Source organism: Nostoc sp. TCL26-01 (assembly GCF_013393945.1).
GTDB lineage: Bacteria > Cyanobacteriota > Cyanobacteriia > Cyanobacteriales > Nostocaceae > Trichormus.
Map to the genome: position 1 here is coordinate 4,608,094 of NZ_CP040297.1, position 24,591 is coordinate 4,632,684.

The following is a 24,591-nucleotide window of genomic DNA, read 5'->3' on the forward strand; positions in this document are numbered from 1 at the left end:
TATTCAGTTAAAAGGTTTGTGTAGAGTTATATCCAGGTGCTGAATGCTGAAGTACTAAGTTCTTAAATACTCAGCACTCAGCACTCAGCACTCATTACTCTCTACTCATCATCATCTAGAGAGTCACGGGAGAGAGATTCGTAGGTGGGACGGGGGGGAGTACGTCTAGCTGATTGGTCTGCCATTAAATCGACTTCCACATCCAAGGAACTACCATCGGCTTGGGTTTCGACTTTATGAACTGCAATGTCTAATCCCAAGGATTGCAATTCTCGCATCAACACCTTAAAGGATTCTGGCGTTCCTGGTCTGGGAATGGCTTTACCTTTAACGATCGCATTTAAGGCTTCATTCCGTCCTTGCATATCGTCAGATTTCACCGTCAGCAATTCCTGCAAGGTGTAAGCTGAACCGAAGGCTTCCAACGCCCACACCTCCATTTCTCCAAACCTCTGACCACCTTGTTGAGCTTTGCCACCCAAGGGCTGCTGAGTAACCAGAGAGTAGGGGCCTGTAGAACGGGCGTGAATCTTGTCGTCTACTAGGTGTACCAGCTTCAACATATAAGCCACACCAACGGTGACGGGTCGATCAAAGGGTTCACCAGTCCGGCCGTCAAAGACCATGATCTTCCCGGAATCATCTGGGTTATACAACCAGTCTTTCCCGGTTTCGTCCCGTGCTTCTTGCAATTTGCCGTGGACAATTTTCCGGGATGACTCCTCACCATACATTTCATCGAAGGGGGTAATCTTAAACCGGACACCCAAGTTATGACCAGCCCAACCCAATAGACATTCAAATACTTGTCCCACGTTCATCCGGCTGGGTACACCCAAAGGATTGAGGACGATATCTACAGGTGAGCCATCGGGCAAATAAGGCATATCTTCCATCGGCAATATCCGGGAAATAATCCCTTTATTTCCGTGTCGTCCTGCCATTTTGTCGCCAACTTGGATTTTCCGCTTTTGAGCCACATATACCCGGACTACCATGTTGGCTCCCGGTGGCAATTCATCCCCTTGTTCACGAGTAAATAAGCGTACGTCTACAACGCGCCCTTTTTCCCCGTTGGGTACACGCAGAGAATTGTCTCGCACATCCCGCGCTTTTTCCCCGAAAATTGCTCTAAGCAATTTTTCTTCTGGGGGTTGATCTGATTCACCTTTGGGTGTAACTTTACCGACCAAGATGTCGCCAGCTTCTACCCAAGCGCCGATCCGGATGATACCTTGCTCATCTAATTGCCGTAAAGCATCTTCCCCGACGTTGGGAATTTCTCTGGTAATTTCTTCTGGGCCTAGCTTTGTCTGACGGGCTTCAATTTCGTATTTCTCAATGTGAATTGAGGTATAAATATCATCCTGTACCAGTCGCTCAGAAATCAAAATCGCGTCTTCGTAGTTATAACCTTCCCAAGGCATATAAGCGACGACGATATTTTGCCCTAGTGCTAATTCTCCCCCTTCTGTGGAGGAACCATCTGCTAGTACTTGCCCAGCTACTACCCGTTCCCCAATCCGCACCAGGGGTTTTTGGTTTAAACAGGTATCTTGGTTAGAACGCTGATATTTAGAAAGGGTGTATCTAATTTCTTGTCCTTTGTGACTTGTTAATTGTCCATGATCTGTAGTTTTGCCTGTAACGGCTGGAAACTGACCACTAACTCGGACACGAATTTCCGTCGCATCGACATAAACGACATCGCCATCAGTCCGGGAGACAATTACCATCCCTGAGTCTCTCGCACCTTGAGCTTCTAGTCCCGTTCCTACCAGCGGCCGTTCTGGTTTGAGCAAGGGTACTGCTTGCCGTTGCATATTGGAACCCATGAGGGCGCGGTTAGCGTCGTCATGTTCCAGGAAGGGAATCATGCTAGTCGCAACGGAGACAATCTGGACTGGGGATACGGCTACGTAGTCTACTTGCTCTGGTGTGGTTGTTGCCCAGTCTTGCCGATAACGCACGGGAACTTGTGGCCCTTTGATGTATCCATTTTCATCTAAGGGGATATCACCTGTAGCTGTCCGCAGGTCGTCTTCTTCGTCGGCGGTCATGTAAACTGGCGGTAAGTCAAATCTCACCAAGCCATTTTCCACTGGTCGGAATGGTGTTTCGAGGAAGCCATACTGGTTGACACGCGCATGAGTTGCCAAGGAACCAATCAAGCCGGCGTTGGGGCCTTCTGGTGTTTCGATGGGACAGATGCGTCCGTAGTGGGAAGGATGGATGTCTCGCACGGCAAAGCCTGCCCGTTCTCTGGTTAAACCACCAGGGCCGAGGGCGGAGAGTCGGCGTTTGTGGGTCAGTTCTGCTAGAGGATTGGTTTGATCCATGAACTGACTTAATTGGCTGGAACCAAAGAATTCTTTGATGGCTGCCACCAATGGTTTGGGGTTCACCAAGGAGGCAGGGGTGAGGACTTCGGCATCGGATACGGTCATCCGTTCCCGGATAATTCTTTCTAAGCGGTTTAAGCCTACTCGGACTTGGTTTTGTAGCAATTCACCGACGCTTCTCACCCGACGGTTGCCTAAGTGGTCGATGTCATCGATACTACCGATATCGTATTCCAGGTTGATCAGGTAATCGACGGCTGCTAAGATGTCGCCTGGGGTGAGGACGCGGACGGTATCGGGGACTGATAGCCGTAATTTTTTGTTGAGTTTGTATCTGCCGACGCGACCCAAGTCATAACGTTTGGGGTCGAAGAAGCGAGAGTCTAACAGTTGTTGTCCACCTAATACTGTTGGTGGTTCACCAGGACGGAGTTTACGGTACAACTCCATCAGGGCTTCTTCTTCGGAAAATTGTCCTTCTTTTTCGATGGTTTTTTGGAAGTACTCTGGGTGGCGTAGGGCATCAAAGATTTCGTTATCTGATAAACCTAATGCTTTTAATAGTACTTGGGCTGAGAGTTTGCGGGTTTTGTCGATGCGTACCCACACTAAATCGTTCCGGTCTGTTTCAAATTTTAGCCATGCGCCTCGGTTGGGAATGAGACTGGCTGAATATGTCCGCCGACCGTTTTTGTCTATTTCTGATTTGTAGTATACTCCTGGCGATCGCACAATTTGATTGACGATGACTCGCTCGGCTCCGTTAATAATAAACGTACCGCGATCGGTCATCAACGGCAGATCCCCAATAAATACTTCTTGTTCTTTAATGTCGCCGGTTTCTTTATTCAGCAAGCGTGTGGGGACATACATCTGTACGGCGTAGGTACTGTCCCGGCGCTTGGCTTCTTCGACGCTGTATTTTGGCTCCTTGAGTTTGTAATTATGTCCTAAAAAATGCAGTTCTAATTTGCCTGTATAGTCTGTAATAGGACTAAAGGAGTTAAGTTCTTCAATCAGCCCTTCTTCCAAAAACCAGCGAAAGCTGGAACGCTGGATTTCAATCAAATCGGGCAATAAAAAGGCGGGTTCAATATAATTTTCGCTAGTCATGCCTCTACCTTTGTCAACCTGGTTAAATCTTTATGAAGGACTTTGCTGTGGGACTATTACTATCGCTAGTTAGTATCCTTGGCTATTGGGTAGCATCTCCTGATCTCTCACCTGATTACTTGCCCTTAAGGGCAAACGCAGCAATTTAAGCCGGAGAGGTGGCTTTTGGCAAGGGGGGTAATAGCCCCTGGACACCAGTCAAGTTTGCCCTCGTCAAGCTATGCAGCAGATTTTGCCACAGTAATTGTTTGATATTGATCTGAATTTGATTTGCTTTCCTCACTTCCCCTCCCAAAAGCGCTCCAGATGTGTCTGCAATCCACTATTTATACTCGTGGTAATAGCCTGAGACTGAGGAAATAAGTCACAGGCTGGAGTTTGGGAAGCAAATTGACCTGATTTTGCGGGATTTTAATCACAAGGCAATTTTTTTTAACAATTTTCTATAGGTTCAATCAGTGGCAGGCAGTGAAACCATCGCTGTAGAGCAGAAACGGCTCATGATTTTTGCGGAATACCCCGTCAGTAAACTTATTGCCAAGGCTATTCTCAATGTGGTGGCTAGGTTTAGTCAAGCATTGAGAGCATCCACTTGTAGCGGTGAGAAGATGGTCAAGTTGATAACTTTACAAAATCAAGCTCAGAGGTTCTCAGTTTCTTCCTTTACCATTATGACGCACAGCAAATGTTTTGGAGGGATTAAGTTTAGCATATTTTGTCCTCCCGGCAATTTATTTTTTTAGTGGGCAACTGGGTGTAAAAGAAACTTTGTTCATTTTTAGTGGGGAATGTGCCGATGATTTTGTGACTGTAATGCAAGTGGAGTCTGGCTTGTCAGCTTTTATAGTACCAAACCGAATAATTCACAGGCATTTTGGGTAGTTTGAGCCGAAATTGCCTCTATTGTCTCTTGACGTAGTGCGGCTATTTGCTCGGCTACATAACGGACATAGGCAGGCTCATTCCGCTTTTCGCCCCGTTTGGGAACTGGTGCTAAAAAAGGACAGTCTGTTTCAATTAGCAGGCGATCGCTTTTCACCATCATGGCAGAAGCTTGGATCGCTTTGGCGTTTTTGAATGTAACTGTACCGCTAAAGCTGATATAAAAACCCAAATCTATAAACCATTGAGTTTCTTCTGGTGTTCCTCCCCAGCAGTGCATTACCCCCCGGATTTTATCACCTGTATGCCCTTGCCATTTTTGTAAAATTTCCCTGACTGCCACTGCGGCATCTCGACAGTGAATAATTACAGGTAGGTTAAGTTCACAGGCGATCGCCAGTTGTGCTTCAAATACTAGCCGTTGTTGCTCATAGTTATCAGCTTTGTAAAAATCTAAGCCCATTTCCCCAATTGCGACTACCTTCGAGTCAGAACTGGCTAGGGATTGGATTTTTTCTCCTGTGTCACTCTGCCACTTGTCAGCATCTAAAGGATGCAACCCTACAGCAAAACTCACTTCCGGAAACTGATGAGCGATGGCTTGGATACTAGAAAACTCTGCTGGCTCTACACAAGAATGTACGAGGTGTACAACCCCGGCTTGTTGCCAACGCGATCGCACTGCTGCCAAATCTGGACTAAAGGTATCAAAGTTGATGTGTACGTGGGTGTCAATCAGCTGCATTTTTCCATCAGAGTCAGTGGTCAAAAGTTAATAGTCAATAGTTGTTACTCTTGACTTTTGACTTTTGACTTTTGGACTACTAAGCTGTTTGGGTCAGAGGCTTGAGTTTGTGGGACAATCTGGATTTTTTTCTCGCCCCATTGTTGGGATGGAGTACACCACGCTTGACGGCTTTGTCAATTTTGCTGTAAGCCGCAGCTAGACGTGTTTGCACTTCCTCCTGTGATTCTGCGGTAGGATTAGTTGCATGAACTTCTACAGCTTTCAGGTAATTTTTAATCAGCGTCTTAACTGCTGATTTGTAGGTTTTGTTACGCAGCCGATTGCGTTCTGCGATTTTGGCGCGTTTAAGAGCTGACTTATTATTGGCCACAGTCTATTCCAAAAAGAAAATTATGTGTACACACACTACTAGGCTTACTAATATAGCATTTATTTTGCCAATGTTGAAGTTTAGGAAAAAATTATCCAGAAAAATTTCAGCATCAATGCTATGGGATTGGGGATTGGGGATTGGGGACTATGTAATTCAGGAAGGAGTGAGGGAGTGAGGGAGTGATGAGTGCTGAGTAAAGAGTGTGGGAGTGGGGGACAAGGGGACAAGGGGAAAATAATTTTAACTGTTGACCAATGACCAATGACTATTGACCATTGACTAATGACTAATGACTAATGACCAATGACCAATAACTAGTTAAACCTGAGAAAACAGTTTAAAATAAAGTACGCTCCTAATTGGCAAGACCTGACCGAATAGTAAAACTACCACTCGTTTAGTCAAGTCTCTAAACGAAAAGAATGGATATCTGGGTTTTAAAAGCTAAGTAGTATGTAGAAACTCAATTTGTTGTGTTTCTGCACGAAAGTATAAAAACAAGCGAAAGCCATACTCAAATTTTACTACTTACCCAAGTTGCTAATTATTATAGTCGCTGGTAAAGGGTAATTGGTAATAGGTAATTAAGAGAAAATTATTCACCATTACCTATGACCGATGAGCCGTTACCAGTCATTTGAGTCAGGGAATCAAGCAACTCAAGTGTTGGATGCCTTGAGAGTATCAAAAAAATCCAGGTTAAGCTAGAGAGGAGAATTAGATTTAGCTTGGCATCCTTTGGGTAAAGAGCAGAAATAATTCTCAGGCAGGTATATTCTAAAATTTTGGCATTGTGCTTACTCCATGCTGCGAATCATTACTCAGCAGGTAGACGTGAAAGCAGAACTACAAAGGATCTGCGATCGCACTCAGGACGAACAGGTGCTTCATAAAGAAGCAACGGTGCGAGAAGTGTTGCAAGCAGTAAAACGCCAAGGCGACAAAGCTGTATTGCATTATACATCTGAATTTGATCATCAGCTGCTTAAAGCTGAAGAACTGCGTGTCACAGGCTCAGAACTAGACGTAGCCTACCAACAGGTATCACAAGAACTGCTGGGGGCGATTCAGCTAGCTTGCCGCCAAATTGAAGCGTTTCATCGTCAGCGAGTCCCCAAAAGTTGGGTACAATTTGGTGATGATGATGTTGTGTTGGGCAAACGCTACACACCTGTAGATCGTGCAGGTTTGTATATCCCTGGTGGTCGTGCAGCCTATCCCAGTACAGTCTTGATGAACGCGATTCCGGCAAAGGTGGCAGGTGTACCCCGTGTAGTCATGGTGACACCACCAAGAAACGAGAAAACAATTCATGCGGCAGTTTTAGTAGCAGCACAAGAAGCTGGAGTACAGGAAATTTATCGAGTGGGGGGAGCGCAAGCGATCGCTGCTTTAGCGTACGGTACAGAAACGATTCCCAAAGTAGATATAATTACTGGGCCTGGTAATATCTATGTGACTTTGGCAAAAAAATTAGTCTATGGTACGGTCGGTATTGATGCTTTAGCTGGCCCTAGTGAGGTATTAATTATTGCTGATGAAGGGGCAAATCCCGTTCATGTGGCAACTGATTTACTAGCACAAGCTGAACATCATCCATTAGCGGCAGCAATTTTGTTAACTACTGATCCGGCTTTAGCCAAAAATGTGCAATTATCGGTAGAAAGGCAGTTGGTAGATCATCCCAGAAGGATAGATACAGAAAAAGCGATCGCCCATAACGGCTTAATTGTCGTTGTTGAATCTCTAGAAACAGCTATAAAATTATCAAATGAGTTTGCCCCAGAACATCTAGAATTAGAAGTTAAAGATCCTTGGGCAATTTTACCCAACATCCGCAATGCTGGAGCGATATTTTTGGGTTATTCCACACCGGAAGCGGTGGGATACTATTTAGCTGGCCCCAATCATAACCTGCCTACGTCTGGTGCAGCTCGTTATGCCTCACCTTTGGGAGTAGAAACCTTCCTCAAGCATTCTAGTATTATCCAATACTCACAAGTAGCTCTCAACAAAGTTGCAGGTGCAATTGACACACTCGCCACGGCCGAGGGTTTACCTTCTCACGCTGATTCAGTTCGTCGTCGTGTTCAGCAAGATGAGGGGAATTTGTAATTCGGAATTCGTAATACTCGCCAAGGGCGAGAAGCAAGCTACGTAATTCGTAATACCCTACGGGTTAGCCGTAAGGCTTTCTCGGAGAGTAGGCTTGCGCCTACGTAATTCGTAATACCGCTACGCGGAAGCAAGCTACGTAATACCTTATAGGAAGGCTTGGAACTAGGTAATTTATGTCTAAAGATAAGTAATCAGACAGAATTAATTACACAAGTTATTTCCTGTAACCTGTAACCTGTAACCTGTTCCCTATCTCTACATAAGAATTTAATTGTGTCCAACTACTTATAACTAAATAATTCGTAACCATCACCGACACTTAAAGTAAGAGAAACTCAAAACAATAAAAACCCATGATTTTTCGATAAATTTAGTTTCTTGTAGCATTAATTACAAAATACGTAGCTTGCTTCTTGCATGAAGGCGAGTATGACGAACGACAAATTATTTAATCAGGGGTCTAAGCTTGAGGAGAAAACAGCAATGGTAAAAACTATTTTGGTAGCTTTAGACGGTTCGGAAATTGCACCACGAGTCATGGAAACTTTGGATGATTTGGTTTTGTCTGCGGACAGTAAAGCTATTCTGTGTCATGTTTTTCCTACAAATGACAGTGAAATGGAACTACCAGCTGATCGTCCCCATCCAGAATCTACAACTTATTCTTATTTTCAAATGGAAAAACAACTGCAATCTTACCAAGAGCAGTTATCGGTTACCACAGAACTAGAATTAGTGACTGGTGATCCGGCGGAGGAGATTATTCGTCTGGCTAATATTCATAAAGCCGATTTGATTATTATTGGCAGTCGTGGTTTAACTGGGATGAAGCGAATAGTTTTGGGTTCAGTCAGTAATCAGGTAGTGGAGGAGTCTGGCTGTTCAGTATTGGTAGTCAAGCCGAAGTGAAATGAGAGCGTTTTCACTGAAGCTTATTGATTTATAACGAATTATGAATTAGTACACTGACAATTTTGGGTGCGATCGCTTAAGCTATTGGACGCACAGACAGAGATTAATGTCAAAAAATATGCTTAATGCCGTCAGCCCAATTGTCAAAGATTTAGCAGGTGACAACTATCCTCATCCTGGCTATTTTCAGACACAGCGCCGCATTAGTTCTCTGATAGATAGTTATCTCACAGTAGAAATACTAAACGAGCGATTACAAGATTTACAATTACAATTCCAAAATCCTCAACCCCGCCCTTGGAAACATATCGATTGGCAAGCAATTAATCGTCATCAAATCATTGCTGTTGAGCCAGAGGTATTTCTAGCAATTCTCGTAGGCGCACTGGATACAGAAGCACCCATTCGGGGTTATACCCAAACCAGCCGCCAGTATTTAGAAAAATTGCATCTACCAATGGCTCGTTTTGTCGGTGGGACTGTTGACAAAGATGACAACCTCCAAGAAATTGGCTTATGGGAGAAAGAAGAACGTCAACACACGCCTGCATTAGTGAAAATCTATACCCAGTTAACTGGCGAGAAAGTCACCCCAAAAATGCGTACTATCAGAGGTTATTTACCCACTGATGATGCTTGTGATGATTTATATCGTCATGGTTTACACCGTGTAGCCACTGAATATGGTGCTGCTTGCCTGTATCTCTGGCTCATGGCTCACACTACTGGGGAACTGCAAAATGTGCTGGAGGAATTGCTTCAGGATGAAATCAACCACATGACTAAATTCTGGGGTTTTGGTGTCTGGGCTTTTCCCGATACCTCTGCGATAAAAGTAGGCAAGACACTGATCAAAACGCGATCGCAAAACTATCAACGCAACAGTTTAATTCGCACTCTCCGGCGGATGATGGAGACACTGCAATGGCAAGCTTGGTCTTTAAATAATCAAGCAACACTCATTTTCACCTTCACCTCTGTCATGAATCATTTATGGAAATGGCACAATAGCCTAACACCAGAATATTTGCAAGGTATGTTTGGTAAACCATTTACTGAAGCAGAGAAATCTAGACTAATTCATAGCGAATTAACACAATAAACACTCTGCATCCCTCTGCGCTTACCTCCGTGTTCCTCTGCGGTTAAAAAAATCCAAAACCACACATCAAAATCTCTCCTCTTCATTTCCTAGCCTCTAAATTCAGGAGAAAATAAACATCTCCATTCCATGAAACAGGACAAAAATCAATTTAGTCATCTGACAGCAATAGAAAGAACTTACCTATCATTTCCGGTACAGTTTTTATTAACTCAAAACCTACTTCAAGGGACAGTCTTAGATTTTGGTTGTGGCTTTGGAAATGATGTCAAGCTTTTGCAGCAAAGAGGTTATGATATCACAGGCTATGACCCTTATTATTTTCCTCAATATCCTCATCAACGATTTGATACAATTATTTGTTCTTATGTTTTAAATGTTTTGTTTCCTGAAGAACAAGCTAATGTGTTGATGGCAGTATCACACTTATTAAAACCAGGGGGCAAAGCTTATTATGTTGTCAGGAGAGATATTAAAAAAGAAGGTTTTAGAGAACATTATGTTCACAAAAAACCGACATATCAATGTATTGTCAAACTACCATTCCCATCTATTTATTTAGATGATAATCGGGAAATATATAAATATATTCATTATAATTATCAGCGTAATTCATCTAATTATTGTATATTTTGCAATCCTCGCAAAAGTCTGAAACTATTGACTGAATCCGCAACTGCTTATGCTATTTTTGATGGCTATCCTGTCAGTAAAGGGCACGTTTTAGTGATTCCTAAACGTCATGTTAGTAATTATTTTGAACTACCTTTTAAAGAACAATCTGCTTGTTGGTTGATGGTGAATAAAGTACAAGAACTTCTCAAAACAGAATTTGCGCCTGAAGGCTTTAATGTCGGGATGAATATTCATCGAGCCGCCGGGCAAAATATTATGCACGCCAGTATTCACATTATCCCTCGTTACCAAGGTGATACTGTCTCTAGTAAAAGTGGTATGAGGAGTGTTATTCCTAAATAAGTAATAGGTAATAGGTAACAGGTGATAGGTGATAGGTAATGGGTAATGGGTAATGGGTAATGGGTAATGGGTAATAGGGTTCTAGAAAATGAATATATAGGAATCATATTTGATTTCTGTTGGCGTAGCCTGTACTTACACAAAAAAAGTCAGTACACCTCTAATTTCCTTCTTTTCTGTCACCTGTTACCTGTCGCCTGTTACCTACCTAAACAAGTCTGTTCAATAATCAAGCCGGATTCCTATAGTTATCAGTTGACAAAGTTACTCGACAAAATCGGGGCGTGCTTGTTGGGTTGTTTGTAACTTGGTGGCTAAAGTTGCCCAATCTGCTTGGTCAATTAGGTTAATTAATTCATCAAGATGGTGGCGATATTGTTGTAATGATCCTAGCAATGCTTGACGATTATATTGTGCCATCATCAGACCTAACTCAGGATTACCACCACCGACACGACTGGTATCACGAAAGCCAGAACTGGCTAGATTTTGGGCTAGTTGTAGGACTTCTGGGTCGGGTTCACTGATGCACGCAGCAATTAATGAGGAACTAACCATGACTGGTAAGTGGGAAATCCAACTGACAGCCTGGTCATGTTGTGTGGGCTGACAATGGTAAATTTTAGCACCTAGCGATCGCACAATTTCTTCCACAATGGCGATCGCTGTTGGGGGTGTGGTGGGTTCTGGTGTTAATACATACGGTCTATCTACAAATAAGTTTTTCTGAGCAGCTTCTATACCACTATCTGTAGTTCCCGCCATCGGATGTCCACCGACAAAGTTTTCCCACAGGGGCGAAATTGCTTCGACTATCGGAGCTTTCACTGAACCCACATCAGTGATGATTGTCGCTTTTGCTAGATGCTTAATCAACTGCTCTGCTTGGGGAATAATAAGTCCGATGGGTGTACAAATAAATACAATCTCAGTGGTTGCTAACAGGCTCATGTCTACAGATGCTTCATCAACACTACCTAAAGCGACTGCTGTCTCACAGGTAGATTGCTTGCGGCTAACTCCCAAAACATGATGACCTTGCGATCGCAAATCATAACCCAATGAACCACCAATCAACCCCAATCCTAAAATCCCTATCTGCATTTTTAATTTTGTGAGTTTATCTGTTACTTATTTTCTCAATTTATTAGGCACAAATTCAGCACTCACCACTCACTACTAAATCAATTATTATTCAGGGTTAGCATTTATGAATGTCGAGGAATTGTTAGAAAAATATACGGCAGGAGTGAGAAACTTTAGTGGTGTTGACCTGTCGGAAGCAAACTTGAGTGGAATCAAACTTAGTGGGGCAAATCTAAGTCAAGCAAATTTGAGTATAGTTAACTTGAGTGGGGCAAACTTGAGTGAGGTTGATTTGAGTTATGCCAAACTCAATGTTTCTAGACTGAGTGGTGCAAATTTAACTAATGCGATTCTCAATCATGCTAGCTTGAATGTGGCTAATTTAATTCGTGCTGACCTGAGTCGCGCTCAATTACGAGCAGCTTCATTAGTACGTGCTGAGTTAGTCCGGGCTGAACTGAGTCTGGCTGATTTTAGCCAAGCTAATCTTAACAGTGCTGACTTACGGGAGGCGACACTCCGCCAAGCTAATCTGCGACAAGCCAATTTAGGGGGAGTAATTTTAAAAGGTGCTTCTCTGGTAGGCGCTAACTTAGAAATGTCGAATCTCAACAGTGCTGATTTGAGTCGTGCTGACTTAAGTAATGCCAATTTGCGGGATGCTGAACTCAAGCAAGCAAATCTCCGTCATGCTCATCTCAGTGGCGCAGATTTGAGTGGTGCAAACCTACGTTGGGCAGATTTGAATGGAGCAAATCTGAGTTGGGCAGATTTAAGTGGAGCCAAATTGAGTGGAGCTAGTTTAATTGGTGCAGATTTGAGTAATGCAAATTTAACTAATGCTAGCTTTGTTCATGCGAATTTAATGCAGGCTAAGTTAATTAAAGCTGAATGGATAGGTGCTGATTTAACTAGTGCTACTTTAACCGGAGCGAGACTTTATTCTACCTCGCGGTTTGGTTTAAAAACTGGGGGTTTAAAATGCGAATGGGTGGATTTAAGCCCTACAGGCGATCGCTCAATCATTCAAAAGTTTAATGCTCAAGAATCGCAAGACTTTTTTAATGAAACACCGCCAACTATCTGCATTATTGTTGATACTGCTTTAGAATCAGAAGCTAATTTTGCCTTAGCAGGTGCTTACTACAACATTGCTCAAGAATACCCATTACTCAAACAACCTCCTAGTGTGGAAATCAGTCGGCGGCGGACTGTATTCACATTTCGCTTAGATAACGATGCGGCTTTATTTCCTACAGCTTTTATCGCTATTCTCCCTTTTATAGATGCCGGAAATACACAAAAAAATCTACTAACGGTTTTAGAAAATCTATCTCAGTGGGAGAGCAAAACACCCCATCGGATGAAGCAATTAACTATATTAATAGAGCAAGCTATAAATCAGGCACAAAAAATTAGACAAACTAAAAAAACTTTGGAGTTAGCAGCAAAAATCAATTTTTTCCAAGCTCCCACTCAAACAATCCTAACCAATTCCAGCGCTCAGGTTTTGACTGTTTATCATAACCCCAGATTTGGTAAACAATTTATTAATTCTGCCCAGAAAGATGTAAAAGTTTTAGCTAATATATCTAGTGAATCTGCTACTTCCTTATTATCTCCATTAAATACAACTATAGATTTTATCAACAGTTTCCATTATCTAGATGAATAATCGACACGTAATTTAGTAGCATCATATTCAGAGTTGTAGTGATAAACTGCTCGGAGGCAAAAATGCGAGATACCTTTAACAAAATGATTGGTCGGACTCGTTATGTAGTCTGTCGGTTATTTATCCATTTAGCTGGATCAGAAATTTCCCCCATTTTGGGAGAATTAAATCGGGTAGCCAGAGAGGCGATCGATGTAGAAGGGGACTTGCAAGTTTTAGGGGAAGGTTTGGTAGAACTTTGTGAAACTCTGCTGCGCTATGATGAATATTGGCTCTCTGCTGCTAATGAAGGTGATGTGTTTTGGAGTGAAGGCGAAGCAGGAGATTATGTTAACACTTTATTTAATGATTCCGCCGAAAGATATGGTGCTGATTTGGAGTTAGATCCTGCGGATGTCAATCAGCCTCTTTCTCTACCTACAACACGTAACATTGTGGTGATGATTACCGTCGCCTATGAAGGGGAAGTTCCAGATTTAGAAACTGATTTGGCAAATATTCAAGAATTGAAAGGCGGGTTAAGAGCCTTAATTAGTTTACATTACAATCACAAGCTGAGGGCTGTGCAAGTGCATTTCTCACCGGCAAGGTTAGGAGATGAACTGACAAATGATCAGCTCTTGCAATATTATCCAGAATTGATACCTTTGTAACTTGTAGGGTTGTCCGTACTTATCACCCACAAGAGAACTGTTAAGCTCGAAAATAAGAATATAGTGCCATGATCATGTCAATACTACGTAAGTTTACAGTGATTGTCCTCGCCTTGAGTTTGTGCGTCACAACTTTTGGCTGTGGCGGAGGTGAGCAAACTAATTCCGCAAATAGGAATGTGAGCGAAACCTCTGCGACTACCAAACTCAATGATGGTCAGTATCAAGTACAGCAGGCCACTTATGATGATGCTAATGGGGAATACACGTTATTTCTACTCAACAGTCAGCCGCCAACTTTTACTACCGAAAATTTACAAATGGCTAGGCTGACGGATGAGGAAATCAAAGAAGGTAAAAAATCTTATCTAAAGGTAGACAATGGACAACCAGTGCTGTACCTGACAGAAGATTTTAAAATTGAATATGTCCATAACGTGACGGAAAACAGAACTAATCCCCAAACAGGACGACAAGAAACGGTGGTAGTTCGTCAGGAAAGCAACTTCTGGACACCTTTCGCTGCTTCTGTGGCTGGTGGGATTGCGGGTCAGGCACTTGGTAGCTTATTATTTAGACCCCAGTACTATGTACCACCTGTCTATCAACCGGGAATTGGTTTGAGTGGCTTCGGTGGCTATGGTAGCAGTTATGATCAAGCAGTTTCTAGCTATCGCAGTCGTTATAATGCACCTCCCGCCGCCGTGAGAAATCGTACTGCTTTCCGCAGTACAGGGACTATTAGAAGATCAGCTGGTAATTCTCCAGTCCGGACACGCACCACTAACCGTCCTTCTGGTTCTGGTTTTGGTGGTAGTAACCTCAGACCATCTGGTAATTCTAGCACAACTAGACGCAGTCCTAGCGGTAGTAGTTTTGGTAGTGGTCGTTCTACTGGTCGTCGTAGCACTGGTTTTGGTAGTAGACGGCGTTAAATGAAAGGGGTGTGAACAGTTACCAGTTAATAAACTTTTACTGTTCACACCCCTGCTCACCAAAGCGATAGCATATTTTTTAGTTGGAAGTCCCTTAATCGGCGATCGCCCACCGCACATAAGGACGAGAACCTGCTATAGTTTTGTAAGTAATTAGGCGATCGGGAGCGTTGATTTTGCGTAAATCTACCCGAAAGTGGGCTTGTTTATTTTTAAACTCTACATGATAAAAGTTGTATTCTTGCCCTTTGGTTTGACCAGTACAAGAAGCATAGTCACTACGCAAAGGCGCAACAAATTCGACAAACCGCTTATTCTGAGATGGAATTAACTTGACTGTATCGGCAAAAGCTCTGGTATCGGCGACTACTGTATGTTCTGCACCGCCTTCGTAGGGTAAAGTCAACCACCACAAACCAACTGTTGCTGGACAATTACCACTGGTACGTTGCACATTCAGCTTGACATTGGGTTCAGACAGAGGTGTTGATTGGGCTTGTGCTGTGGTGGCGATCGCTCCTACAATCAGCAATGGACTTAAGGTTGCGCCAATGTTAATAAATTTACCTAAAGTTTTCATTAATTTAATTTTGTCACATGACTATAAACTAAATTGACTTTGCTAACTTGATAAAAGTGCCTAGTATAGGAATCCGATATGATTACTAAAATCATTTGCGTAGGTAGGGAATAGGGAATAGGCAATAGGCAATAGCTAAGAAGTTCATCGACTTGTACTGAGTTTTTTGTGTAAGCATAGGCTACGCCAACAATAATCAAATACTAGTCATATATTTGAACAGCAATAGTTGATATGTATGATCAATCAGCTCTCCGATTTTTAAAAATCGGGAATTTTCCAATTTTTATTAACACAAATCAGTGAAAATTGCCATATAAAAAAATTGCTCAAAGTATAAATAAATTTGCGACAAATATCATTTATTACACATTTAACGCTAGACCATTGACAATTTTTCTGTTTCTGCAAAAATAATTCCGTTTGGTATTTACAGAAACAGGTGAAAATCCTCCCAAAATCTACTCACTTATAATTAGCACTTACGTAGTGGCACATATCGTCCATATTTTCGGTCAACAGTCCAAAATCAAGTTTTTTAACTTGAGGCTATTGACTGTGAAAAATCCTTGTCAGGATTTTTGTGTTAGGTGCGTAAGTCCTAATAACCATCATTTCACCTCAGTATTTGATTGTGAAGAGTTAATTTTGTCGTATGAGTTTACTATCTAATTTACCAGAGTCATCTAATATTTCTCGTCGCACGCTGCTAAAAGTCTTTGGGATTGGTGCAATTGCAGGAGTAACAGGATACTCTCGGTTTAGCAAGCCCAAACCAACGGTATTTCAAAAAGATACCTTAAATTTACCACGATTACTGAATCAAGCAAAAAGTGTTGTGGTGATTGGCGGTGGTTTAGCAGGTTTGGCTTGTGCGTATGAATTGAGTCAACGGGGATTTGCTGTGACACTGTTAGAAAAATCTCCCCAACTCGGCGGCAAAATTGCTAGTTGGCAAATAGCAGCTGTTGGCGAAACTTTCATGATGGAACATGGTTTTCATGGTTTTTTTCCCCAATACTATAATTTGAAAAGTATCGTGGCCGAACTGGGTGTAAATGATAATTTTCAATCGTTAAATTTTTATTCGGTGCTTTACCGGGGTGACAAATACCAACCGGAGGTTTTTCGCCCTAGTCATTCAGCCTTTCCTTGGAATATTGTAGACTTAGCGATCGCCTCCCCTAACCGCTTCCATTGGGGAATTAATTTAACTAAAATTAAACACTTGCAAGTCTTCCAAGCCATCACTGGTTTTCAGCGAGAAAAGAATTATCAACGCTTTGATAATATATCTGTTGCTGACTGGGTAGAAACAGAATTTCCTCAAGGTTTGTATGACTTATATTTTCTCCCTTTTGCTAAATCTAGTTTGAATGCACCAGATGAAATGAGTGTGGGGGAATTGATGCAGTTCTTCCATTTTTATTTTTTTGGTAACCCAGAAGGACTAGCTTTTAATGGTACTAAAGATGATATGGGGACAAGTTTAGTTCAACCTGTCGCTCAATCAATTCAAAATCGTGGTGGCAAAATTATTACTGATGTCACAGTCAGCGAAATTACAGCAGCAGAGGGGAAAATTCAAGGGTTAAAATATTATGTTGGTTGTAATAGCGAAAATGTGCCTTTTTGGGTGCAACGCAACTCAGTGATGGCTGAGGAAAATACAGAGTATTTTGGTGCAGCCGATGAAGTATTTGCTTTACCTGTTGGTAGTAAAGAAGCAATTGCTCTTACTTGTACCCATCAAGGTTGTACTGTGAAAAAAGCAGAGGATGGTCAATATCATTGTCCTTGTCATGGAGCTGTATTTACGGCTGATGGGAAAGTGTTGAAGGGGCCAGCTAACCGTGATTTACAGAAGTTAAAAGTTGTCCAGAAGCAGGATGATGAGTTGCAGTTGGTAGCTAAAAGTAATCATGCTAATTTAGCCCAGACTATTACTGCCGATTATTATGTTTTTGCTACCGATGTTCCTGGGGTACAACAATTATTTAAACATATTAGTGGTGATGTAGATCAAACTGTGCGATCGCAAGTTACAAAACTTAGTATTGCCGATCCTTTTGCAGTGTGTCGTTTCTGGTTTGACAGAGATTTTGCCTGGGAGCAAAGCAATTTCACCTCTTTATCTGGCTACCAATTAACTGACAGTATCACCCTTTATCATCGCATTCAACAACAATTTATTGATTGGTCACAACGGACTGGTGGTAGTGTCGTTGAGTTACACGCTTATTGTTACAAAGAAAAGGAATTTCCCACCCAAGCAGCGTTGTTAACAACCTTTGAGAATGAACTCTATGAGATAGTTCCTGAGTTAAAATCAGCACAGCTATTGCATCGAGAATTGGTGAATCAGCATAACTTTTCTGGTTATCCACCTCATAGTTATGGGGAACGTCCCGAAACTAGCACCAACATTGCTAATTTATTATTTGCTGGTGACTGGGTGAAAATGCCTTTCCCTTGCGGTTTAATGGAGCGGGCTGTGAGTAGTGGTTTGTTAGCAGCCAATGAGATTTTACACCGCGAAGGTTTGCAGAGGCGATCGCTTTTCTCGGTGAATCCAGAGGGGTTGTTGCAAATTTAAGTAGGATGGGCGAATAGATAGTATTCGCCAGTTCCATCCTCAAAGATGTTGCTAGCTACTCTTAACCAAATATCCCCGCAAAAAAGTCTAAGGTTTCCTTGAGTGCTTTGATGAAAATATCAATTTCCTCGCGGGTGTTGTAGAAGGATAGACTAGCTCTAGCAGTTCCAGCTAAACCTAAATAACGATGTAATGGTTGAGTACAGTGATGTCCCGAACGGATGGCTACACCTTCTTGATCTAATAATGTAGATAAGTCGTTAGCGTGGACATCGGCGGCGGTGAATGCAGCTAAAGCGGCTCTACCTTCTCCTTCGGCATTTGGTTTGGGGCCGTAGATCGTAATTTGGGGAATTTGCTCTAATTGGTGGAACAAATAAGCTGTTAATTCGGCTTCGTAGGCATGAATTTTATCCATACCGATATTAGTAAGATAATCGATCGCTGCACCGAGGGCGATCGCTTCCCCAATGGCAGGTGTTCCCGCTTCAAATTTATGGGGTAATTCGGCATAGGTAGAATGATCTAAATACACCTCGGCAATCATTTCCCCACCACCAAAAAATGGCGGCATTGCTTCTAGTAATGCTAACTTACCATACAAGAAACCTATGCCTGTAGGAGCGCACATTTTATGTCCAGAAGCTACCAACCAATCACAGCCAATTTGCTGTACATCGACAGGCATATGAGGAACACTTTGACAAGCATCAACTAAGAATTTCGCGCCGTATCTGTGAGTAATCTCAGCAATCTCTTGCACTGGGTTAATACAACCCAATGTATTAGAAACATGAACCACTGACACCAGTTTTGTTTTGTCAGAAATCAGTTGTTTAAACTGTTCTAAATCAAAGGTTTGTGCTGGTGTCAATTCAACAAATTTGAGGACTGCACCTGTTTTTTGAGCGACAAATTGCCAGGGAACAATATTACTGTGGTGTTCCATCACCGACAGAATAATTTCATCACCTGGTTGTAAATTGTTCATTCCCCAACTGTAAGCGACGAGGTTAATGGCTTCGCTGGCGTTGCGGGTGTAAACAATTTCTTGGCGGGAGGCGGCGTTGATAAATTTGGCAATTTTATCCCGTGCGCCTTCATAGGCATCGGTAGCTTTAGCACTTAGGGTATGCGCGCCCCGATGGACGTTAGCGTTATATTGTTCGTAATAATCTCTGAGAGCATTTAACACGAACAAGGGTTTTTGGGATGTTGCCGCGTTATCTAGGTAAACTAAGGTTTTGCCGTTGACTTCCTGATGCAATATGGGGAAGTCGGCGCGGACTTTATCTGCTAGGGTTTTTGTGGGTGTATAAGTCATTGGTCATTGGTCATTGGTCATTGGTCATTGGTCATTGGTCATTGGTCAGGGCTTTAAAAGTGGTGACGGTGTTGAGTAATATTTCTCGTAATGAGGATATGGGGATTTGGTTGATGATTTCGGCGGCGAAGGCGTTAACTAATAATTTTCTTGCGTCGTTGGCATCGATGCCGCGACTTTGGAGATAGAATATTTCATCGTCTTCTAATTGGCTAACGGTTGCACCGTGAGCGCATTTGACGTTATCGGCGGTAATTTCTAATTGGGGTTTGGTGTCAACTCTGGCTTTAGATGATAGCAGCAAGTTACGGTTTAACTGGGCTGCATCTGTTAACTGGGCTGGTTTGGGTACAAAGACTTTACCATTGAAGATAGCATGAGCGCGATCGCCGACAATACATTTATGCAATTGCTTAGTTGTACCATAGGGATGATTGAGAGCGATCGCACTATGAGTATCAGCCACTTGCTGATCAGCAACCATCGTCAAACCATTGAGTATGGTTTCTGTTTGCTCACCAGTTTGCAAAATTTCTAAATTATGGCGTGATAACTTCCCACCTAAACTAATGGCGTGACAAGTATAGCGACTGTAACGTGCTTGCGTCACCGCAGTTTTGCCAATGTGGAAAGCCTGTGTACTTTCCCTCTCAACTCTAGTGTGCATCACTTGGGCATTGTCAGCGATCGCAATTTCCGTAACTGCGTTGGTGAGGTAAACCCCTGCTTCATCCGGGGTGACATATTCCTCAACCAAACTCACTTGGGAACCACCTTCAGCCACCACTAAACATCGGGGTTGGGAAATGGTCGCGGTGTCACTAGCAAGGGAGATAAATAATAAATGTATTGGCGTTTCCACAACGACATTCTTCGCCACCAACACCACAGCCACATCAGATATTCCCGCCGTATTGAGTGCGGTAAATACCTCTAGTGCGCCCTCAGATTGTGCTAGATATTTTTGTACACGCTCTTGTTCTGTGATGGGTAAATCTAGTAAATTACCGACAATTACACCCGCAGGTAAATCGGAGGTTGTGGATAATGTCGGTGCATAAACACCATTGACAAACACCAACCGTACCGACGTTTCCACACCATCACCCAACGTTTCCACACCATCACGCCACGTTTCCACCGGACGATGAAATTCCACACGCCGCAATTGTGATAAATCGGTAAATCGCCATTCTTCCTCACGGGTGCTAGGGATAGTGGAATGACGCACCCAATTAGCTGCACTATTGCGGATTTCCTGCAACCACCCTTCTGTTACTGGTGTGCTTACCTGATTTAACAACCCAACTAAATCAGCATCCCTATCTAACAAAGCTGAAGTCAAACTCACCGCATCCGAGTTAGGAACTGCACTAGGAGAAACTTGCATCGTCATTACACACCCACCTCAAGCGCCGCATCTTCTAACAGCCAGTCATAACCGCGAGATTCCAACTCTAGTGCCAATTCCTTACCACCACTAGTAATGATTTGCCCCCGTGCCATCACATGAACAAAGTCGGGGATAATATAATCAAGTAACCGTTGGTAGTGAGTAATCATAATCGTGGCATTCTCAGAACTAGTCAGTTGATTCACCCCATGAGCTACAATCTTCAGGGCATCAATATCTAAACCAGAATCTGTCTCATCCAAAATTGCCAACTTCGGTTCCAGCAGTGCCATTTGCAAAATCTCGTTGCGCTTCTTCTCACCACCAGAGAACCCTTCATTCACACTCCGGTTGAGGAAAGCAGCGTTCATCTTCACCACTTCCAACCTTTCCTCAATCAAATCATCAAAATCAAAAGCGTCAATTTCTTCCAAACCTTGCGCTTTGCGACGAGAATTATAAGCCACCCGCAAAAAATCCAAATTACTCACACCAGGAATTTCTAAAGGATATTGAAACGCCAAAAACACACCAGTTCTAGCCCGTTCCTCTGGTGACAACGCCAACAAATCCTCACCCTGGAAAATCACCTCACCACCAGTCACCCTATAAGCCGGATGTCCCGCCAACACCTTAGAGAACGTACTCTTCCCAGAACCATTCGGCCCCATAATCGCATGAACTTCACCGTAGCGCACCTCAAGATTCACACCCTTGAGAATTGGCGTACCATCAACTTCCGCCGTCAGATTTTTCACTGACAACACAACCGGACTATTTTCAATAATCATGTTCTCTCTCTTCTCTCTCTTCTCTCTCTTCTCTGCGTACCTCTGCGCGTACCTCCGCGCCCCTCTGCGTTGAAAAAATTTCCCACAGAAGTTAACCCACACTACCTTCCAACTTCAAACTCAACAACTTATCAGCCTCCACCGCAAACTCCATCGGTAGCTGATTAAAGACATCCTTACAAAAGCCACTAATCATCATCGAAATAGCGTCTTCAGAAGAAATGCCCCGTTGAGCAAAGTAAAATAACTGATCTTCCCCAATTTTAGAAGTAGACGCTTCATGTTCTACCTTCCCTGTGTTATTCTGCACTTGAATATAGGGGAAAGTGTTAGCGTGGGCATTGTCCCCAATTAACATCGAGTCACATTGAGAATAGTTACGTGCGCCTTCAGCCTTGGGATTGATTTTCACCAAACCCCGGTAACTATTACTAGATTTACCTGCGGAGATACCTTTAGAAATAATTGTGCTGCGGGTGTTCTTGCCGATATGAATCATTTTCGTGCCGGTGTCAGCTTGCTGCATATTATTTGTCAGCGCCACCGAGTAAAATTCCCCAACAGAGTTATCACCCACCAACACGCAACTGGGATACTTCCAAGTAATAGCGGAACCAGTTTCTACTTGTGTCCAGGAAATTTTAGAATTGACACCTTGACACAAACCGCGCTTGGTAACGAAGTTGTAAATCCCACCTTTGCCGTTAACATCGCCAGCATACCAGTTCTGGACTGTGGAGTATTTAATCTCAGCATTGTCAAGGGCAACAAGTTCCACCACCGCCGCGTGGAGTTGGTTGCTATCGTACATCGGCGCGGTGCAACCTTCCAGATAAGAAACGTAGCTACCTTCCTCAGCCACAATCAAAGTACGCTCAAACTGTCCCGTATCACCAGAGTTGATGCGGAAGTAGGTAGACAGTTCCATCGGACATTTCACCCCTTTGGGAATGTAGACAAAGGAACCGTCACTAAATACAGCCGCGTTGAGGGCAGCAAAATAGTTATCAGCAATGGGTACAACACTACCCAGATATTTCTTGACGAGTTCAGGATGTTCTTGTAGTGCTTCCGAAATCGAGCAGAAAATCACACCATCTTGAGCTAGCTTCTCTTTAAAAGTAGTAGCGACAGAAACGCTATCGAAAATCGCATCTACTGCCACATTGGCTAGACGTTTTTGCTCTGATAGAGAGATACCCAACTTCTCAAAAGTTTCTAGGAGGGTGGGATCAACTTCATCTAAGCTGTTGAGCTTGGCTTTTTTTTGTTTTGGTGCTGAATAATAGATGATATCCTGGTAGTCTATCGGCGGATACTTAACGCTAGGCCAGGTTGGTTCCGTCATTTTTTGCCACTGGCGGTAAGCTCTGAGGCGAAATTCTAGCATAAACTCCGGTTCGTTCTTTTTGGCGGAGATTAGGCGGACAACGTCCTCACTTAGTCCACGCGGGATAGTGTCGGCTTCAATATCGGTGACAAAGCCGTACTTGTAGGGTTGGTTGACTAGGGTTTTAACAGTGGCACTCATCGGTAGTGTTCTCTCGTGTTCGGTGCTGAATCTCTTTAGGATGGGAGACAGGCTCTTTGTCTAGCCGATTCTCATCTCGTATTACTGAGTGGTGACACGGCTGTTAGAATGGTTATGGAGAGTAAAACAACATAGAAGTTGTTTAATGTATCTTCATTTTACGCTAGATTAACAACAACAATGTTGTCAAAGTCAAATTTTCTCAAAAATTTTTTTGGACTTTCGCGGAGCGTTTCGTAGAGAAGATGGCGACTACCCAGCAGTCCTCGACTAAGCAAGAGATTTTAGAGTATCTCTTAAAACATTCACAGGCAACAGCCTTTGACCTAGCTACTATTTTAGAAGTCAGTCCCCAAGCCATCCGCCGCCATCTTAAGGATTTGGAGGCGGAGGAATTTGTGGTATATAACAATACTGTGCAAGGGGGGATGGGGCGACCACAGCACGTCTATCAATTAAGTCGCCAAGGACGGCATCGCCTACAGAATACAGCCAGCGATCGCCACGGTGATTTTGCTGTTTCCCTACTAGACACTTTAGCCGAAACCGTGGGACACGATCAATTTACATCTATTTTACAAAAACAGTGGGAGCGCAAAGCTCAAGAATACCGCGATCGCCTCGGCAACGGTTCACTCCAAGAACGGGTAGCCAATCTAGTAAAACTGCGAAAATCGGAAGGTTTCATGGCAGAATATCACCCTGTAGATCCCGACTCCACCGAGGCAGAACGGTTTATCTTTATGGAGCATAACTGTGCTATTGCCAATGTAGCTGAGTCCTTCCCCAGCATTTGCGGTCATGAATTAGAAATGTTTGCCGCCGTCTTACCAGATTGTACCGTCGAGCGTACCCAATGGTTAATCAACGGCGAACATCGTTGCTGTTATTTAATGCAAGCGCGCAAATAGGGGAGAGGTGACAGGGGATAGGTGACAGGGGACAGGGGATAGGTGACAGGGGATAGGGAAGAAGTAATTTGGATGGGTATGGAGTTTTTTGTGTGAGTACAGGCTACGCCAACACAAATCAACTAGTATTCCCATATCATAATTAATTTAAATCATTAGTAATCACAGATTGGTAAAGTAATTTACGGATAACTCCACAGATCATTATGCAAAACTAACGTTTAATATCCAAATTTATGGATTTACCATCACAAAAACCATCAACCCAATTTCTCTCCTTAGAAGAATCAGCCCAAGTCGATGGGGCGCTTTTGTCTTCCCCAGAAAAATTTTTAACCAGATTGACCATTTCTTCACTGAAACTCTTACGACATATTGCTCAAGAATATGGTGTGGCAATTGAAGACTTGACATCACAACAAGTCATTGCCTGGTTTGAAAAAGACAGCAAAATCAGGAGAGAGCAGGGAATTGAAGCTTCATACTTAAAGTGGTAAATTAACCCTAATTAGCCAATTGTCGTGGCTCAAGCCCAGTCAGCATCATTG

Annotated in this window: 20 protein-coding genes; 11 read left to right on the plus strand and 9 right to left on the minus strand. The window is 43.0% G+C overall.

The window, feature by feature from the left end; translation table 11 throughout:
* Nucleotides 1–101: 101 nt before the first annotated feature.
* A complete protein-coding gene (rpoB, locus tag FD725_RS19910; protein ID WP_179049744.1) occupies nucleotides 102–3,455 on the minus strand; it encodes a DNA-directed RNA polymerase subunit beta in 3,354 nt (1,117 codons plus the stop codon).
* Nucleotides 3,456–3,913: 458 nt separating this feature from the next.
* Between rpoB and FD725_RS19915 the strand changes: the two genes are divergently transcribed.
* Nucleotides 3,914–4,198: a hypothetical protein gene (locus FD725_RS19915; protein WP_179049745.1), complete on the plus strand. Its 285-nt coding sequence runs from the start codon at nucleotides 3,914–3,916 to the stop codon at nucleotides 4,196–4,198.
* 98 nt (nucleotides 4,199–4,296) lie between these two features.
* Here FD725_RS19915 and FD725_RS19920 read toward each other — a convergent pair whose 3' ends face one another.
* Together FD725_RS19920 and rpsT are read right to left on the minus strand one after the other, a co-directional pair.
* Nucleotides 4,297–5,082: a TatD family hydrolase gene (locus FD725_RS19920; protein ID WP_179051611.1), complete on the minus strand. Its 786-nt coding sequence runs from the start codon at nucleotides 5,080–5,082 to the stop codon at nucleotides 4,297–4,299.
* Between the two features lie 79 nt (nucleotides 5,083–5,161).
* A complete protein-coding gene (gene rpsT / locus FD725_RS19925; RefSeq protein ID WP_179049746.1) occupies nucleotides 5,162–5,455 on the minus strand; it encodes a 30S ribosomal protein S20 in 294 nt (97 codons plus the stop codon).
* 807 nt (nucleotides 5,456–6,262) lie between these two features.
* On the opposite strand from rpsT, the gene hisD reads away from it, so the two are divergent.
* From hisD to FD725_RS19945, 4 genes are all read left to right on the plus strand, one after another.
* Nucleotides 6,263–7,573: a histidinol dehydrogenase gene (gene hisD / locus FD725_RS19930; RefSeq protein WP_179049747.1), complete on the plus strand. Its 1,311-nt coding sequence runs from the start codon at nucleotides 6,263–6,265 to the stop codon at nucleotides 7,571–7,573.
* 486 nt (nucleotides 7,574–8,059) lie between these two features.
* The gene (locus FD725_RS19935; RefSeq protein WP_179049748.1) at nucleotides 8,060–8,485 is read left to right on the plus strand and encodes a universal stress protein; all 426 of its coding nucleotides are present in this window, start codon (nucleotides 8,060–8,062) and stop codon (nucleotides 8,483–8,485) included.
* 121 nt (nucleotides 8,486–8,606) lie between these two features.
* Nucleotides 8,607–9,590: a ferritin-like domain-containing protein gene (locus FD725_RS19940; RefSeq protein ID WP_179051612.1), complete on the plus strand. Its 984-nt coding sequence runs from the start codon at nucleotides 8,607–8,609 to the stop codon at nucleotides 9,588–9,590.
* A 129-nt stretch (nucleotides 9,591–9,719) separates the two neighbouring features.
* The gene (locus FD725_RS19945) at nucleotides 9,720–10,568 is read left to right on the plus strand and encodes an HIT family protein (RefSeq protein WP_179049749.1); all 849 of its coding nucleotides are present in this window, start codon (nucleotides 9,720–9,722) and stop codon (nucleotides 10,566–10,568) included.
* Nucleotides 10,569–10,832: 264 nt separating this feature from the next.
* Here FD725_RS19945 and FD725_RS19950 read toward each other — a convergent pair whose 3' ends face one another.
* Nucleotides 10,833–11,672 carry a prephenate/arogenate dehydrogenase gene (locus FD725_RS19950; RefSeq protein WP_179049750.1) on the minus strand — a complete coding sequence of 280 codons (840 nt, stop codon included), beginning with the start codon at nucleotides 11,670–11,672 and terminating at the stop codon, nucleotides 10,833–10,835.
* Between the two features lie 106 nt (nucleotides 11,673–11,778).
* Between FD725_RS19950 and FD725_RS19955 the strand changes: the two genes are divergently transcribed.
* The 3 genes from FD725_RS19955 to FD725_RS19965 all read left to right on the plus strand — a co-directional run bounded on the left by FD725_RS19955 (nucleotide 11,779) and on the right by FD725_RS19965 (nucleotide 14,917).
* The gene (locus tag FD725_RS19955; RefSeq protein ID WP_179049751.1) at nucleotides 11,779–13,329 is read left to right on the plus strand and encodes a pentapeptide repeat-containing protein; all 1,551 of its coding nucleotides are present in this window, start codon (nucleotides 11,779–11,781) and stop codon (nucleotides 13,327–13,329) included.
* 62 nt (nucleotides 13,330–13,391) lie between these two features.
* Nucleotides 13,392–13,982, plus strand: a complete 591-nt coding sequence (locus tag FD725_RS19960; protein WP_179049752.1) for a DUF1517 domain-containing protein — start codon at nucleotides 13,392–13,394, stop codon at nucleotides 13,980–13,982.
* 68 nt (nucleotides 13,983–14,050) lie between these two features.
* Nucleotides 14,051–14,917, plus strand: a complete 867-nt coding sequence (locus FD725_RS19965) for a hypothetical protein (protein ID WP_179049753.1) — start codon at nucleotides 14,051–14,053, stop codon at nucleotides 14,915–14,917.
* Nucleotides 14,918–15,011: 94 nt separating this feature from the next.
* Here the strand turns inward: FD725_RS19965 and FD725_RS19970 are convergent, their stop codons facing one another.
* A complete protein-coding gene (locus FD725_RS19970) occupies nucleotides 15,012–15,497 on the minus strand; it encodes a hypothetical protein (protein ID WP_179049754.1) in 486 nt (161 codons plus the stop codon).
* Between the two features lie 655 nt (nucleotides 15,498–16,152).
* On the opposite strand from FD725_RS19970, the gene FD725_RS19975 reads away from it, so the two are divergent.
* A complete protein-coding gene (locus FD725_RS19975) occupies nucleotides 16,153–18,093 on the plus strand; it encodes an FAD-dependent oxidoreductase (protein WP_179049755.1) in 1,941 nt (646 codons plus the stop codon).
* Nucleotides 18,094–18,154: 61 nt separating this feature from the next.
* On the opposite strand, the gene FD725_RS19980 is transcribed toward FD725_RS19975, so the two are convergent.
* The 4 genes from FD725_RS19980 to sufB all read right to left on the minus strand — a co-directional run bounded on the left by FD725_RS19980 (nucleotide 18,155) and on the right by sufB (nucleotide 23,132).
* Nucleotides 18,155–19,417, minus strand: a complete 1,263-nt coding sequence (locus FD725_RS19980) for a SufS family cysteine desulfurase (protein WP_179049756.1) — start codon at nucleotides 19,415–19,417, stop codon at nucleotides 18,155–18,157.
* A 31-nt stretch (nucleotides 19,418–19,448) separates the two neighbouring features.
* Nucleotides 19,449–20,813, minus strand: a complete 1,365-nt coding sequence (sufD, locus tag FD725_RS19985; protein WP_179049757.1) for a Fe-S cluster assembly protein SufD — start codon at nucleotides 20,811–20,813, stop codon at nucleotides 19,449–19,451.
* Nucleotides 20,813–21,601, minus strand: coding sequence for a Fe-S cluster assembly ATPase SufC (gene sufC / locus FD725_RS19990; protein WP_179049758.1), 789 nt, complete (start codon nucleotides 21,599–21,601; stop codon nucleotides 20,813–20,815). Before sufC ends, sufD begins: the two co-directional genes overlap by 1 nt.
* Nucleotides 21,602–21,692: 91 nt before the next feature.
* Nucleotides 21,693–23,132, minus strand: coding sequence for a Fe-S cluster assembly protein SufB (gene sufB / locus FD725_RS19995; protein ID WP_179049759.1), 1,440 nt, complete (start codon nucleotides 23,130–23,132; stop codon nucleotides 21,693–21,695).
* A gap of 245 nt (nucleotides 23,133–23,377) precedes the next feature.
* Here sufB and sufR point away from each other — a divergent pair, with 245 nt between their 5' ends.
* The gene (sufR, locus tag FD725_RS20000) at nucleotides 23,378–24,043 is read left to right on the plus strand and encodes an iron-sulfur cluster biosynthesis transcriptional regulator SufR (protein ID WP_179049760.1); all 666 of its coding nucleotides are present in this window, start codon (nucleotides 23,378–23,380) and stop codon (nucleotides 24,041–24,043) included.
* A 236-nt stretch (nucleotides 24,044–24,279) separates the two neighbouring features.
* The gene (locus FD725_RS20005; RefSeq protein ID WP_179049761.1) at nucleotides 24,280–24,540 is read left to right on the plus strand and encodes a hypothetical protein; all 261 of its coding nucleotides are present in this window, start codon (nucleotides 24,280–24,282) and stop codon (nucleotides 24,538–24,540) included.
* Nucleotides 24,541–24,591 lie beyond the last annotated feature (51 nt).

Coding starts and splice junctions, on each gene's coding strand:
- FD725_RS20005 (WP_179049761.1), top strand. CDS start 24,280: ATGGATTTACCATCACAAAAACCATCAACCCAATTTCTCTCCTTAGAA.
- sufB (WP_179049759.1), bottom strand. CDS start 23,132: ATGAGTGCCACTGTTAAAACCCTAGTCAACCAACCCTACAAGTACGGC.
- FD725_RS19945 (WP_179049749.1), top strand. CDS start 9,720: ATGAAACAGGACAAAAATCAATTTAGTCATCTGACAGCAATAGAAAGA.
- FD725_RS19980 (WP_179049756.1), bottom strand. CDS start 19,417: ATGACTTATACACCCACAAAAACCCTAGCAGATAAAGTCCGCGCCGAC.
- sufC (WP_179049758.1), bottom strand. CDS start 21,601: ATGATTATTGAAAATAGTCCGGTTGTGTTGTCAGTGAAAAATCTGACG.
- FD725_RS19955 (WP_179049751.1), top strand. CDS start 11,779: ATGAATGTCGAGGAATTGTTAGAAAAATATACGGCAGGAGTGAGAAAC.
- hisD (WP_179049747.1), top strand. CDS start 6,263: ATGCTGCGAATCATTACTCAGCAGGTAGACGTGAAAGCAGAACTACAA.
- rpoB (WP_179049744.1), bottom strand. CDS start 3,455: ATGACTAGCGAAAATTATATTGAACCCGCCTTTTTATTGCCCGATTTG.
- FD725_RS19970 (WP_179049754.1), bottom strand. CDS start 15,497: ATGAAAACTTTAGGTAAATTTATTAACATTGGCGCAACCTTAAGTCCA.
- FD725_RS19950 (WP_179049750.1), bottom strand. CDS start 11,672: ATGCAGATAGGGATTTTAGGATTGGGGTTGATTGGTGGTTCATTGGGT.
- sufD (WP_179049757.1), bottom strand. CDS start 20,813: ATGACGATGCAAGTTTCTCCTAGTGCAGTTCCTAACTCGGATGCGGTG.
- sufR (WP_179049760.1), top strand. CDS start 23,378: ATGGCGACTACCCAGCAGTCCTCGACTAAGCAAGAGATTTTAGAGTAT.
- FD725_RS19920 (WP_179051611.1), bottom strand. CDS start 5,082: ATGCAGCTGATTGACACCCACGTACACATCAACTTTGATACCTTTAGT.
- FD725_RS19935 (WP_179049748.1), top strand. CDS start 8,060: ATGGTAAAAACTATTTTGGTAGCTTTAGACGGTTCGGAAATTGCACCA.
- FD725_RS19975 (WP_179049755.1), top strand. CDS start 16,153: ATGAGTTTACTATCTAATTTACCAGAGTCATCTAATATTTCTCGTCGC.
- FD725_RS19940 (WP_179051612.1), top strand. CDS start 8,607: ATGCTTAATGCCGTCAGCCCAATTGTCAAAGATTTAGCAGGTGACAAC.
- FD725_RS19960 (WP_179049752.1), top strand. CDS start 13,392: ATGCGAGATACCTTTAACAAAATGATTGGTCGGACTCGTTATGTAGTC.
- FD725_RS19965 (WP_179049753.1), top strand. CDS start 14,051: ATGATCATGTCAATACTACGTAAGTTTACAGTGATTGTCCTCGCCTTG.